This is a genomic window from Paraburkholderia sp. AV2, assembly GCF_054968425.1.
This window is the reverse complement of record NZ_JBANLK010000008.1, coordinates 1-13159: the sequence shown is the minus strand read 5'-3', so window position 1 is coordinate 13159 and position 13159 is coordinate 1. Positions and strand designations below refer to the sequence as shown.

Here is a 13159-nt window from a genome sequence, read left to right as displayed (position 1 = left end):
AGAAACGCCTGCTCACGGTCGTGAACAGGCGTTTTGATCGTATCGGCGGGTCAGGCCGCCGGGCAGTCGGCCGAATGGCCTGAGCGTCGCGAAGGCTGCGCCCAGGCCATGAAAATCCGCGCGTCAGGATGAACTGGCGGACTGCGCGCGCCGCGCATTGCGGCGCTTCAACGCGAGTCCCACCGCCACGACGAACACGGCGCCGGCCACACACATGCCGTATTCGGCGAGCGGCGTATCGAGCAGCGGCCAGCGGTCGCCGGCCGGATCGTTGACGATCAACCCGCCGGCGATCCAGCCGAGCAGCGCGGCGCCCAGCGTGACGATGACGGGAAAGCGGTCCAGCAGCCGCAGCACCAGTTGGCTGCCCCACACGATGAGCGGAATGCTCACCATCAGCCCGAAGATCACGAGGCCGATCCGATGCGCGGGATCGGCGGCCTCGGCGGCGCCCGCAATCGCCACGACGTTGTCGACGCTCATCACCGCATCGGCGACGATGATCGTCTTGATCGCGCCGATCAGCTTCTCCGCGGGCTTCACGTTGTCGTGTTCGAGATGCGCGGGCGCGAGCAACCGCACGCCGATCCACAGCAGCAGCAAGCCGCCCGTGAACTTCAGCAAGGGCACGTTGAGCAGCACGACAGCGAACGCGATCAGCACGACCCGCAGCGCGATTGCGCCCGCCGTGCCCCAGATGATGCCGCGCAGGCGCTGCTGCGCCGGCAGGTCGCGGCATGCGAGCGCGATCACGACGGCGTTGTCGCCGCCGAGCAGGATGTCGATGACGATGATCTGGAGCACAGCGCCCCAATGGAGCGACGCGAAGAACTCGGGCATGAAGGCGACGGCGGGACCGTGAGAAAGTGGCCGCTAGCAGGCGCAGCCAATAAAAAAGCGAGGGGCCATGACTGGCTCCCTCGCTTTTGTCCGGAAACCTCGTGAAAGGATTCCGCAAGCATATCAAAAAACGCCGGCCACCCGCGCCTGGGTGCTGCGCGAGCGCCGCCGATTCTCGAAAATTACAGGATCGACTTCAGCAGACGGCCCATTTCCGACGGGTTGCGCGTCACCTTGATGCCGCAGCCGTCCATGATTTCCAGCTTCGCGTCGGCCGTATCCGCACCGCCCGAGATCAGCGCGCCGGCGTGGCCCATGCGCTTGCCCGGAGGCGCCGTGACGCCCGCGATGAAGCCGACGACCGGCTTCTTCATGTTGTCCTTGATCCAGTAAGCGGCGTTCGCTTCGTCCGGACCGCCGATCTCGCCGATCATGATCACGGCGTCCGTATCCGGATCGTCGTTGAACATCTTCATGACGTCGATGTGCTTCAGACCGTTGATCGGGTCGCCGCCGATACCGACAGCCGACGACTGGCCGAGGCCGAGTGCCGAGAGCTGGCCCACGGCTTCATACGTCAGCGTGCCCGAACGCGACACGACGCCGATGCGGCCCTTCTTGTGGATGTGACCCGGCATGATGCCGATCTTCAGCTCGTCCGGCGTGATGGTGCCGGGGCAGTTCGGTCCGAGGAGCAGCGTCTTGCGGTTTTCGCGGCGCATACGGTCGCGCACTTCCAGCATGTCGCGAACCGGAATGCCTTCCGTGATGCAGATCGCGAGATCGAGATCGGCCTCGACGGCTTCCCAGATCGCGGCGGCTGCGCCTGCGGGCGGCACATAGATGACCGACACGGTCGCGCCGGTCGCTTCCTTCGCTTCACGCACGTTCGCGTAGATGGGAATCCCTTCGAAGTCCTCGCCGGCCTTCTTCGGGTTCACGCCGGCGACAAACGCTTCGCGGCCGTTGGCGTACTCACGGCAGGCGCGCGTGTGGAACTGACCGGTCTTGCCGGTGATGCCCTGCGTGATGACCTTGGTGTCTTTGTTGATCAGAATCGACATGTATTGACCTCTGTTTGCCTGGCGCCGCGCGTCGCATCGACCGTGCTTTCACACTGCCGTTCGCGCCGCCGCCGCGCCATACGTACCGGTGAGAATTACTTGCCTTCGGCAGCCGCGACGACCTTCTGCGCGGCTTCTTCCATGCTGTCCGCCGAGATGATCGGCAGGCCCGATTCGGCCAGCATCTTCTTGCCGAGGTCTTCGTTCGTGCCCTTCATGCGCACGACGAGCGGCACGTTCAGGTTCACGGCCTTCGAACCGGCGATCACGCCTTCTGCGATCACGTCGCAGCGCATGATGCCGCCGAAGATGTTCACGAGAATCGCCTTCAGGCCCGGGTTCTTCAGCATCAGCTTGAAAGCTTCCGTGACCTTCTCGGTCGTGGCGCCGCCGCCGACGTCGAGGAAGTTCGCCGGCTCGCCGCCGAACAGCTTGATGGTGTCCATCGTCGCCATGGCGAGGCCTGCGCCGTTCACGAGACAGCCGATGTTGCCGTCGAGCGAGATGTAGGCGAGGTCGAACTTCGAGGCTTCGACTTCGGCCGGATCTTCTTCGTCCAGATCTCGGTACGCGACGATTTCCGGGTGGCGGAACAGCGCGTTCGCGTCGAAGTTGAACTTCGCGTCGAGCGCGATGACCTTGCCGTCGCCGGTGATGATCAGCGGGTTGATTTCGGCCAGCGAGGCGTCCGTTTCCCACGTCGCCTTGTACAGGCCTTGCAGGATCGCGCGCGCTTGCGGGATCGAGCCTTCCGGCACGCCGATCTTGCGGGCGAGGTCGTCCGCTTCGGCGTCCTTCAGCCCGGTGACCGGGTCGACGGCGACCTTGTGGATCGCTTCCGGCGTCTTTTCGGCGACTTCTTCGATGTCCATGCCGCCTTCGCTCGACGCCATCACGACGATCTTCTGCGAGACGCGATCGAGCACGAGGCCGACATACAGTTCCTTCTTGATGTCAGCGCCTTCTTCGATCAGCAGACGGTTGACCTTCTGGCCTTCCGGACCGGTCTGGTGCGTGACGAGCTGCATGCCGAGGATCTGGTTCGCGTACTCGCGGACCTGGTCCAGCGACTTCGCGACCTTCACGCCGCCGCCCTTGCCTCGGCCGCCAGCGTGGATCTGCGCCTTGACGACCCACACCGGGCCACCCAGCTCTTCAGCGGCCTTGACCGCGTCATCCACCGAAAACACCGGTTTGCCGCGCGGTACCGCGACGCCGAATTTCCGCAGGATTTCCTTACCCTGGTACTCGTGAATCTTCATGCGTGATTCCCTTCAGTCTGAGAGTTGGATTGAACTTCGTTTCCGCTGTTGTTATTCATGCGTGACGGCGTCGGCCCTGCCCTCGCGGCCCGGGCCTTCGTCGCGCACGCCGGCGGCGTCCGCCCCGCGCTCGATGGAGCGCGGCACGTGGCCATACCAGCGCGGATAAAACTGCTTCACCGCCTCGCCGTCGAACCGCAGCGCATGGCAGCGGCCTAGCTGGAAAGGCGGCTTCTCGCCGGCGGCGTCGCCGTCGGCCGTCTTGCCGATTTCCGGTCCCGCGTCTTCGCGCTTCCCTTCGCCCTTCGAATCGTCTCCGGCACGCCAGACCTCCCCGACGAACGCCTGCACGGCGGCGGTCGGCAGCACGCCCAGCATCTCGGTGAGATGCGTGCAGCCAGCCGTTCCGGCGAGTCGCCGGCCCGCTTCGCGGCGGAAATTCTGGAGGAGATTGAGCCCGATGAGGGCACGATAGGCGGGATTGGCGTTCTGGCACTGACCGTCGTAGGGCACCCAGTCGGACGACGCTTCGGCGTCGACGACGTTGAGCTTGCGATCGATCGTGATGCGGAGCCAGAGTTCATGGATCGGCAGACCTTCGGGCCGGACACCGGCGGCGAGCGGCACGTCGCGTGGCTTGTGATCGGTCAGACACGCGTCGATGTCCCACAAGCCGTCTTCGCGCTCATAGGCGACCGCCCGGATTGCACGCTGGTGGCGCAGTTGGCGGGGCGCGGGCGGGGAAAGCGGCATGCTAAGGCTAAGACCGGATGGGAAAACCTTTGGATTTTAGCATACCGGGTATTTGACACTGCCCCGAACATACAGCCCGCTCAGGGACTTACGGGATCCTTGCAGTCTCAATTTTCGAACCCGTCGTCCTCGATGCCTTTCAGGATCTTGCCGATGATCGCCATCGAAAAACCGCGCGCAGCGAGAAAGCGAGCTTGTCGCGCGCGTTCGGCGGGCGTCTCGGGCAGCGTGCCGTACTTCTTTTGCCAGACAGCGCGGGCGCGGACAAGCTCGGTCTCGCGCAACTGCGCGCTCACCTCTTCGATAAGCGTGTCGCCGACGGCGTGGCGCTTGAGTTCGCCGACGATGCGCGTAGCGCCAAGACGGGCGGCGCGACGATGGATGATGCTTTCGGCAAAGCGCGCGTCGGAGAGCCAGGCCTCGCGGACGAGCGAATCGAGCAGGGCCTCGAGTTCGTCGGCGTTGTCCGTGTACGGCATCAGCTTGCGCGAGAGTTCCGCCCGGCTGTACTCGCGGCGTGAGAGGTAAGCGAGCGCGCGGCCCTTGAGAGAGGGGCCAGGGCGCTGGGATGCGGCAGGCGCGCGTTCCTTGCGGGATTCGGAGGTGCGTTCGAACCTGGTGCCAGGAGTAGCAGGGGCGGCAGGCTCGCCGCCCCTCGCGGCCGAACGAGCGGCGCGTGCGCTCGACGTGCGTTCGAAGCGGTCTGCCTGCGGCGCATCGTCGGCCGATTCGAAGGCCCCGAACGACGACTCGAACTCATCGAAAGCGGCGCCGAAAGGTCCGCCAAACTGGGCGTCGATCGGACCGCCGGGCGCGCCAACCTGCTCGAAAGGCTCGTGCGGACCGCCAGGCGCGCGCGGATCCCGCGGGCGACCCGCTTCGGTTGGCGCCGGTGGCGCCGATGCGGACCGGCCCTTGCGGATCACGACGGATTACTCTTCTTCGTCCGCGATTTCGACTTCGTCGGAATCGTTGACGCCGGCGGGCATCGCGCTCACGCCGAGCGACTCGCGGATGCGGTTTTCGATCTCGCGCGCGATGTCCGCATTTTCGCGCAGGAATTCGCGCGCGTTGTCCTTGCCCTGGCCGATGCGCTCGCCGTTATAGCTGTACCACGCACCTGCCTTGTCGACGATCTTGGCCTGCACGCCGAGGTCGATGATTTCGCCCTGACGCGAGATGCCTTCGCCGTAGAGGATGTCGAACACGGCCTCGCGGAACGGCGGCGAAACCTTGTTCTTCACGACCTTCACGCGCGTTTCGCTGCCGATCACTTCGTCGTTCTTCTTGATCGAGCCAATGCGGCGAATGTCCAGACGCACCGACGCGTAGAACTTGAGCGCGTTGCCGCCCGTGGTGGTTTCCGGGTTGCCGAACATCACGCCGATCTTCATGCGAATCTGGTTGATGAAGATCACCATGCAGTTCGTCTTCTTGATCGTGCCGGTAAGCTTGCGCAGCGCCTGCGACATCAGGCGGGCCTGCAGACCCGGCAGCGAGTCGCCCATTTCGCCTTCGATTTCGGCCTTCGGCACGAGCGCCGCGACCGAGTCGATCACGATCATGTCGATCGAGCCCGAGCGCACGAGCGCGTCGGCAATTTCGAGCGCCTGCTCGCCCGTGTCAGGCTGCGAAATGAGCAGCTCCGGCACGTTCACGCCGAGCTTCGAGGCGTACTGCACGTCGAGCGCGTGTTCCGCGTCGATGAACGCCGCCGTGCCGCCGATCTTCTGCAGTTCGGCGATCACCTGGAGCGTGAGCGTGGTTTTACCCGACGATTCCGGACCGTAGATCTCGACCACGCGGCCGCGCGGCAGGCCACCCACGCCGAGCGCGATGTCGAGGCCGAGCGAACCGGTGGAGACCACCTGGATGTTCTCGACTGCCTCACCATCGCCGAGTCGCATGATCGACCCCTTGCCGAACTGCTTTTCGATCTGCGCGAGCGCGGCGGCCAGCGCCTTGCTCTTTTCAGCAGTCAGCCCAGCCGAGCCTTTCTTGCTATCTTCCATGAATCGTCCTTTGCTATGATGAACGGCGTCTCGTGACGATGCGCGAGCCCCCTGGTTGGCTTACGCGCACGAACGCAGACACTGTATAAAAAAACAGTGGTTTTAGCAAGCCCCAAGCTTGCCAAAACCGCGAAATTTCGGGAGACCGCCACGCGCCGCGCAAGCCCGGCGCGGGCCTGGAGACCTGGCGAAGGCGCCGGCGCACCATGCGAATTCTCATTGCCGAAGACGACAGCATACTCGCGGATGGTCTCGTTCGATCACTCCGCCAATCGGGCTATGCCGTTGATCACGTGAAGAGCGGCGCGGACGCCGACACCGCGCTCTCCATGCAAACCTTCGACCTGCTGATCCTCGATCTCGGCCTGCCGAAAATGCCGGGCCTCGAAGTGCTGCGCCGCCTGCGCGCGCGCAACTCGAACCTTCCGGTACTGATCCTCACCGCCGCCGACAGCGTGGACGAGCGCGTCAAGGGCCTCGACCTCGGCGCCGACGACTATATGGCCAAGCCTTTCGCGCTCAATGAGCTGGAGGCGCGCGTGCGTGCGCTCACGCGGCGCGGCGCGGGCGGCGGCCCGACGGTCGTGCGCCACGGCGCGCTCTCCTTCGACCAGGTCGGCCGCGTGGCGCGCATCAACGACCAGGTGATCGATCTTTCGGCGCGCGAACTGGGTCTCCTCGAAGTGCTGCTGCAGCGGCCAGGGCGGCTGGTCTCCAAGGAACAGCTCGTCGATCATCTCTGCGAATGGGGGGAGGAGGTCAGCAACAACGCCATCGAGGTCTATGTGCACAGGCTGCGCAAGAAGGTCGAAGCGGGCGGCGTGCGCATCGTGACCGTGCGCGGGCTGGGCTATTGCCTCGAGAAGGAACAGGGCACGCCGAACGGCACCGCGGCCACCCCGGCCGCCGGGACGAACGCGCCGCCGGCCATGCCGGCCAGCCACTACTTCAAATAGCCGGGCGGGAAGATGGCTGAGCCCGCCCACGCCACGCGCTCCGCGCCGCCAGCCGACACCCTCGACGACAGCGCGCGCGACGCCCGCTACGCGAACCCGTTCGCCCCGCCCGACGAAACCGAGGCCGCCGCCCAGACGCGGCCTCGCTCGCTCTTCGGCGAGATCCTCGACTGGATGCTCGCGCCGCTCCTGCTGCTCTGGCCGATGAGCATCGCCGTGACCTATCTGGTCGCGAAGTCGATCGCGAACGGGCCCTTCGACCGCGCGCTCGAAACCGACGCCTATGTACTCGCGCGCCATATCCAGCCCGTCAACGGCGTGGCCGAACTGTCGCTACCCGCCGCGGCGAGCGAGCTAATCGGCGCCGACAACATCGACCGCACGTTCTATCAGGTGCTGGGCGGCCGCGGCGAACTCGTCGCCGGGGACCGCGACATGCCGTTGCCGCACGAGGACGACCGGCCGCCGCCGGGTCTCGTCGAATTCCGCGACGACACGCTGCACGGCATCGACATTCGCGTCGCCTACACGACGGTGGCGCTGCCGCAGTCGGGCAGAGCGCAACCGGTGCTCGTCCAGGTGGCGGAGACACTCGACAAACGCCGCCAGCTCGCCAACGACATCATCAAGGGCGTGATCCTGCCGCAGTTCGTGATCCTGCCGCTCGCGATCGTGCTCGTGTGGTTCGGGCTCTCGCGAGGGCTCGCACCGCTGCACGCGCTGCAGTCGAATATCCGCATGCGCCGGCCCGACGACCTCTCGCCGCTGGAGGCGCGCCGCGCGCCGCCCGAGATCGAGCCGCTCGTCACGTCGTTCAACGATCTGCTGACGCGCCTCGAACAGAACATGGAACTGCAGAAGCGCTTTATCGCCGATGCGGCCCATCAGATGAAGACCCCGCTCGCGGGCCTGCGAACCCAGGCCGAACTGGCGCTGCGCCAGGACGTCTCGCCCGAGGTCCATCGCTCGCTCGAGCAGATCGCGACCAGTTCCGAACATGCCGCACGGCTCGTCACGCAACTGCTGGTGCTTGCGCGCGCGGAGAACCGCATCTCGGGACAGATCTTCACGCCCGTCGACGCGGCCGAAGTCGCGCGTCACGCCGTGCGCGACTGGGTCCAGCCGGCCCTCGCGAAGCGGATGGATCTTGGCTACGAAGGACCGCGCGGCGGCGGCGACGAAGAGGACAGCGCGGCGCTGGAAGTCGACGGCAACCCGGTGATGCTGCGCGAAATGCTTTCGAACCTCATCGACAACGCCATCCGCTACACGCCGCCGGGCGGACGGATCACCGTGCGCGTGCGCCCGGAGCCGGATGCGCGTCTCGTGCACCTGGAAGTCGAGGATACGGGCCTCGGCATTCCGGCCGCCGAACGCGAACGCGTAATCGAACGCTTCTACCGGATCCTCGGCCGCGAGGGCGACGGCAGCGGGCTCGGCCTCGCCATCGTCCGCGAAATCGCGACGATGCACGGCGGCACCCTCGCCATCGACGACAACGTCTACCAGCAGTCGCCGCGGCTTGCGGGAACGCTCGTGCGCGTGACGCTGCGGCTTCGCGACGCCGGATAAGCCCGCGGCGTCAGGAAATTCAGGATGGGACTTACCCTTATCCATCTTGAATCGACACCTGCCGAATTATGATGTTGGCCGACGATAGCGATAAATATTGATCAAATATCCGTATATTGCGCGATCTTTGGTGATTGAGCCCCATTCACCCCACGCTTACCCGTAGCCTGAACGTACGTCAGAACCCAGTAAGTTTCCATTCCAATAATGCTTCGCAGGACTGCCGGGACCGCATGCCCCTCGCCCGACGGACCCCACGCATATCAAAACTGGAGACATACATGGCAACCGTAGGCGGACAGCTATCGCACGCGCCGATGACAAACGACGAAAAACGCGTGATCTTCGCGTCGTCGCTCGGCACCGTGTTCGAGTGGTATGACTTCTATCTGGCCGGCTCGCTCGCGGCCTTCATCAGCAAGAGCTTCTTTTCCGGCGTCAATCCCACCGCGGGCTTCATCTTCACCCTGCTCGGCTTCGCGGCCGGCTTCGCGGTACGCCCGTTCGGCGCCATCGTGTTCGGGCGGCTCGGCGACCTCGTCGGCCGCAAGCACACGTTCCTCGTGACCATCGTGATCATGGGTCTCTCCACCTTCGTGGTCGGCTTCCTGCCCGGCTATGCCGCGATCGGCATCGCCTCGCCCGTGATCTTCATCGCCATGCGCCTCCTGCAGGGCCTCGCGCTCGGCGGCGAATACGGCGGCGCCGCGACCTACGTGGCCGAGCACGCGCCGCCCGGACGCCGCGGCTTCTACACCTCGTGGATCCAGACCACCGCGACGCTCGGCCTGTTCCTCTCGCTGCTCGTGATCCTGGGCGTGCGCCAGTCCGTGGGCGAAGAACAGTTCGCCGCATGGGCATGGCGCATTCCGTTCGTCGCGTCGATCCTGCTGCTCGCCGTCTCCGTCTGGATCCGCCTGCAACTCGACGAATCGCCGGCGTTCAAGCGCATCAAGGCCGAGGGCAAGGTGTCGAAGGCGCCGCTCACCGAAGCATTCGGCCAGTGGAAAAACCTGAAGATCGTGATTCTCGCCCTGATCGGCCTGACCGCCGGCCAGGCCGTGGTCTGGTACACGGGCCAGTTCTACACGCTCTTCTTCCTCACGCAGACGCTCAAGGTGGACGGCGCAAGCGCCAACATCCTGATCGCGCTGGCACTCCTGATCGGCACGCCGTTCTTCCTGTTCTTCGGCTCGCTCTCGGACAAGATCGGCCGCAAGCCCATCATCATGGCCGGCTGCCTGATCGCCGCGCTCGCCTACTTCCCGCTCTTCAAGGCGCTCACGCACTTCGCGAACCCCGCACTCGAAGCCGCGACGCAGCGCGCGCCGATCGTCGTGATCGCGAACCCGGACGAGTGCTCGTTCCAGTTCAATCCGGTGGGCACGTCGAAGTTCACGTCCTCGTGCGACATCGCCAAGAGCGCGCTGTCGAAAGCGGGCCTGAACTACTCGAACGTGGCGGCGCCGGCGGGCACGATGGCGCAGATCAAGGTGGGCGACACCGTGATCGACACCTATAACGGCAAGGCGGAAGACGCCAAGGAAAAAGGCGCGGCGTTCGAGAAGACGCTTTCGGGCACGTTGAAGGCGGCAGGCTATCCGGCCAAGGCGGACCCGTCGCAGTTGAACTGGCCGATGACCGTGGTGATCCTGGCGATCCTCGTGATCTTCGTGACGATGGTGTACGGGCCGATCGCGGCGATGCTGGTGGAGATGTTTCCCACGCGGATTCGCTACACCTCGATGTCGTTGCCGTATCACATTGGCAATGGGTGGTTTGGCGGGTTCCTGCCCGCTACCGCGTTCGCGATCGTGGCGGCCAAGGGCGATATTTACTCCGGGCTGTGGTATCCGATCATCATCGCACTGGGAACCTTCGTGATCGGGATGCTGTTCCTCAAGGAAACCAAGGACTCGAATATTTACGCGGAGGATTGAGGCGCGCGAGGCGATTCGGGCTGGCTGGCCGGATCGCCTTCGCGAAAAAGTTATTGGGCAGGGGTTGACAGTGCCCGGAGGGCTCTGCATAATTATCTTCTTCGGCGAATTAGCTCAGTCGGTTAGAGCGACGGAATCATAATCCGCAGGTCCGGGGTTCGAATCCCTGATTCGCCACCAAATACGAAAAGGCCTTGCTTTGCAAGGCCTTTTCTCATTCTGGCGTGTGGCAAAACATCTCGGGGTGCGTCTCCATCGAGAGTTCGCCACCATGCTGACGCCCTTCCTGCCGTCGCATCTGCGCCGTACCGCCTACGGCGTCTTCCACTTCCGCATCGTCCTGCCCCCGCACCTCGCCGCCGTTGCCGGCAAGAAAGAGGTCTGGCGGTCCCTGCGCACCCGCGATCCCGAGCGCGCTAAACTGCTGGCCTACCTGCTCAACGCCCGCTTTGCGATGCTCAAGAAACCCGCCCTGGCCGATCTGCTGGCCCTCTCACCCGACGACATCCAACAACTGACGATCCACGGGCTGCAAGTCACGCAAGGGCAGTTCCGGGCGGAACGGATCGAACTGGACGACACGACGCCGGAGACCTTGCAGCGCGATCAGGCCGTCTTGAAAGACCTGATTGCCCCGTTCACCCTCCCGCCCGCCGAACCCACGGACAAGGAACTAGCGGACCTGGACGAGTTGGCCGCCATGCGCGCGGCCACCAAGACCAAGCGCCTGTCCGAATGCGTGCGGCTGTACCTCGACAGCAAGCAGGGGGAGATCTCGCCCGCGAGCATGAAGGACTACACGAACGGACTGGCAACGTTCCTCCGTTGGGCCGGCGACGAGACCCCGATCGGCATGTGCACCTGGGACTTCATGCGGGGCTACTTCGAGTTCCTGCAATGGCTGCCGAAGAACTACGAGAAGCGCCGGGACAGGGATTTTCAAGGCCAGGAAGCCCGTCATTTCGTCGCCAAGGCCCAGGCCCGGAACGAGCGTCCGTCAGACGTCATCAGCGACCAAACCCGGCGGCAACAGCGGCTGATCCTGAGCGGGTTTTTCACCTGGGCGATTGAGGCCCGGCAGTTCAAGGGCGAGAACCCCACGGTCGGCCAGGTCAAGATGTCGAAAACCCAACGCCTCAAAAGCAACGCCGGGCGAGGCTACCTGCCGTTCCCGCCGGATGCGCTTCGGCAAATCTTCGAGCCCGCCCGGTTCCTCGCCTTCGCCCAGAACCCGGAGGACTTCTTCCTGCCGCTGCTGGGCCTCTACACCGGGGCACGCATGAACGAACTGGCCCAGGCCCGCGTGCAGGACATCCGCCAGGGCGATGCCGGGCGCTGGTTCCTCGACATCCAGCCGGACCACACCGGGGACGACGAGACGGAAACGCGGGTGAAGACGATCAGCAGCATCCGGTCCGCCCCGATCCATCCCGATCTGATCCGGTTGGGCCTGATCGCCTACGCCCTGGAACTGGGCGACCGTGGCGCGGTACGGCTCTTCCCGCACCTGCCGCGCGATGCCAAAGGCAAACACACCAAGAACCCGTCGCGGCGCTTTGGGGACTACCTGACGACGTTGGGGATCAAGGACAGCCGACGGCACGCCTTCCCGTCGTTCCGAACCACGTTGATCCGGCGCTTGAAGGGAGCTGGCGTTGCCAAGGATGCCCGCATGGAACTGGTCGGCCATGCCCCGCGCGATGTTCATGACCGCGACTACGCCGGTCAGTTCGGGGACGAGTTCCTGGCGAAGCAGACGCTTGACCTGTTGCAGTTCGACGAGGTGAATCCCGAAGCCTTGTCCGCCGATCTGTCGGAACGGCTCTCCAAGTTTCTGACGATTGCGCTGCAGACCACGCGGAAACCGCGTCCCGCACGCGGTTGAGCGGCACGCGCCCGTTTTTCATAAGCCCCTAAAACAAACGCCCTCCAAGGAGGGCGTTCGGTACAATGGGGTCGGGTGCTTCCTGCGAAGCATCCGCCCAGCGGGGTAAGCACCCGTTGAGGTGGAGGGTCCAGCCAATGGCTCCGACCAAGAAGCTGTCCCAGTGCGTCCGCGTCCTCGTGATGATCATCACCGTGATCGCCATGTTGGCGTGGTCGCCACCGGTCTTCTGACCGGTGAACGGCCCGCCTGTGACAGCAGGTGGGCCGTTCCACCTCACTTTCTACACCGCTTCGGCATCGATTGCAATATCACATGAGGCCGTCGAACGTGGCCGGATAACCGACCGCGCGCCCGTTTTTCCGTTCTGGGTTCTGCCGCGCGCTGTCGCGCGCCTGCGGGGAGTGCTTCGGGGGGGACGTGCCTTGGCATGGTGGCCGCGTGCCCCTTCGGGGAGCCTTCGGCCTGTAACCCTTCGGGTTGCATTCGCCTGTGCCCTCTGATGGTGGCCCATGCGAGGGATTGGTACGGTTTTGCCTTGCTTCGCTCCCCTGGTCCCGGCAAAGCCCGGGGCTGCGCCCCGGCCTAAGCCGGGAAAGCCTCTCCCCTGCGCGCCGCAAGATATGCGACATGCATGGAAGGGCTTACCCGCTTAGGCCGTCCCGTTCGATGCTGCTGAACGGTGCCATTTACCGGGGCTGGGATAGATGCGCTCCCCAACTACGGACAGTTCACGATTCGATCATCGCCGGTGCCAGGTCTGTCCACCACCGCGAAGGTGGCGCCTCTCTGTTGGCGTTGTGCACCGTGGCCCGGCCGTCGCCGGGCACTTCCCCGCTCATCACGCCTTACCCGTTGCAACGCCGAGCCGTCAG

Annotated in this window: 10 protein-coding genes and 1 tRNA gene; 5 read left to right on the top strand and 6 right to left on the bottom strand. The window is 64.9% G+C overall.

Going from position 1 to position 13159, the window contains the following annotated elements; all coding sequences use genetic code 11:
- Positions 1-123 precede the first annotated feature (123 nt).
- The 6 genes from V8683_RS08250 to recA all read right to left on the bottom strand — a co-directional run bounded on the left by V8683_RS08250 (position 124) and on the right by recA (position 5931).
- Positions 124-840, bottom strand: coding sequence for a TerC family protein (locus V8683_RS08250; protein WP_411188552.1), 717 nt, complete (start codon positions 838-840; stop codon positions 124-126).
- A gap of 182 nt (positions 841-1022) precedes the next feature.
- On the bottom strand, positions 1023-1904 hold the full coding sequence (gene sucD, locus V8683_RS08245) for a succinate--CoA ligase subunit alpha (RefSeq protein WP_027794272.1): 882 nt from the start codon (positions 1902-1904) through the stop codon (positions 1023-1025).
- A 95-nt stretch (positions 1905-1999) separates the two neighbouring features.
- Positions 2000-3166, bottom strand: coding sequence for an ADP-forming succinate--CoA ligase subunit beta (sucC, locus tag V8683_RS08240; RefSeq protein ID WP_411188551.1), 1167 nt, complete (start codon positions 3164-3166; stop codon positions 2000-2002).
- A 51-nt stretch (positions 3167-3217) separates the two neighbouring features.
- Positions 3218-3919, bottom strand: a complete 702-nt coding sequence (locus V8683_RS08235; RefSeq protein WP_411188550.1) for a DUF2889 domain-containing protein — start codon at positions 3917-3919, stop codon at positions 3218-3220.
- A 107-nt stretch (positions 3920-4026) separates the two neighbouring features.
- Complete coding sequence (recX, locus tag V8683_RS08230; protein WP_411188549.1) at positions 4027-4845, bottom strand: recombination regulator RecX; 819 nt, start codon at positions 4843-4845, stop codon at positions 4027-4029.
- 6 nt (positions 4846-4851) lie between these two features.
- Positions 4852-5931, bottom strand: a complete 1080-nt coding sequence (gene recA / locus V8683_RS08225; protein WP_027794275.1) for a recombinase RecA — start codon at positions 5929-5931, stop codon at positions 4852-4854.
- A 206-nt stretch (positions 5932-6137) separates the two neighbouring features.
- Here recA and V8683_RS08220 point away from each other — a divergent pair, with 206 nt between their 5' ends.
- From V8683_RS08220 to V8683_RS08200, 5 genes are all read left to right on the top strand, one after another.
- Positions 6138-6887, top strand: coding sequence for a response regulator transcription factor (locus V8683_RS08220; protein WP_411188548.1), 750 nt, complete (start codon positions 6138-6140; stop codon positions 6885-6887).
- Positions 6888-6899: 12 nt separating this feature from the next.
- Positions 6900-8459, top strand: a complete 1560-nt coding sequence (locus V8683_RS08215; RefSeq protein ID WP_411188547.1) for a sensor histidine kinase — start codon at positions 6900-6902, stop codon at positions 8457-8459.
- Positions 8460-8740: 281 nt separating this feature from the next.
- Complete coding sequence (locus V8683_RS08210) at positions 8741-10399, top strand: MFS transporter (protein WP_411188546.1); 1659 nt, start codon at positions 8741-8743, stop codon at positions 10397-10399.
- Positions 10400-10502: 103 nt separating this feature from the next.
- Positions 10503-10579 (top strand) — tRNA-Met (locus V8683_RS08205).
- A 91-nt stretch (positions 10580-10670) separates the two neighbouring features.
- Complete coding sequence (locus V8683_RS08200; protein WP_111442065.1) at positions 10671-12284, top strand: site-specific integrase; 1614 nt, start codon at positions 10671-10673, stop codon at positions 12282-12284.
- The last annotated feature ends 875 nt before the right edge of the window (positions 12285-13159 follow it).

What these genes read in the sequence shown, in the direction of transcription:
- V8683_RS08250 (WP_411188552.1), bottom strand. Translation starts at nt 840, where the DNA reads ATGCCCGAGTTCTTCGCGTCGCTCCATTGGGGCGCTGTGCTCCAGATC.
- sucD (WP_027794272.1), bottom strand. Translation starts at nt 1,904, where the DNA reads ATGTCGATTCTGATCAACAAAGACACCAAGGTCATCACGCAGGGCATC.
- sucC (WP_411188551.1), bottom strand. Translation starts at nt 3,166, where the DNA reads ATGAAGATTCACGAGTACCAGGGTAAGGAAATCCTGCGGAAATTCGGC.
- V8683_RS08235 (WP_411188550.1), bottom strand. Translation starts at nt 3,919, where the DNA reads ATGCCGCTTTCCCCGCCCGCGCCCCGCCAACTGCGCCACCAGCGTGCA.
- recA (WP_027794275.1), bottom strand. Translation starts at nt 5,931, where the DNA reads ATGGAAGATAGCAAGAAAGGCTCGGCTGGGCTGACTGCTGAAAAGAGC.
- V8683_RS08220 (WP_411188548.1), top strand. Translation starts at nt 6,138, where the DNA reads ATGCGAATTCTCATTGCCGAAGACGACAGCATACTCGCGGATGGTCTC.
- V8683_RS08215 (WP_411188547.1), top strand. Translation starts at nt 6,900, where the DNA reads ATGGCTGAGCCCGCCCACGCCACGCGCTCCGCGCCGCCAGCCGACACC.
- V8683_RS08210 (WP_411188546.1), top strand. Translation starts at nt 8,741, where the DNA reads ATGGCAACCGTAGGCGGACAGCTATCGCACGCGCCGATGACAAACGAC.
- V8683_RS08200 (WP_111442065.1), top strand. Translation starts at nt 10,671, where the DNA reads ATGCTGACGCCCTTCCTGCCGTCGCATCTGCGCCGTACCGCCTACGGC.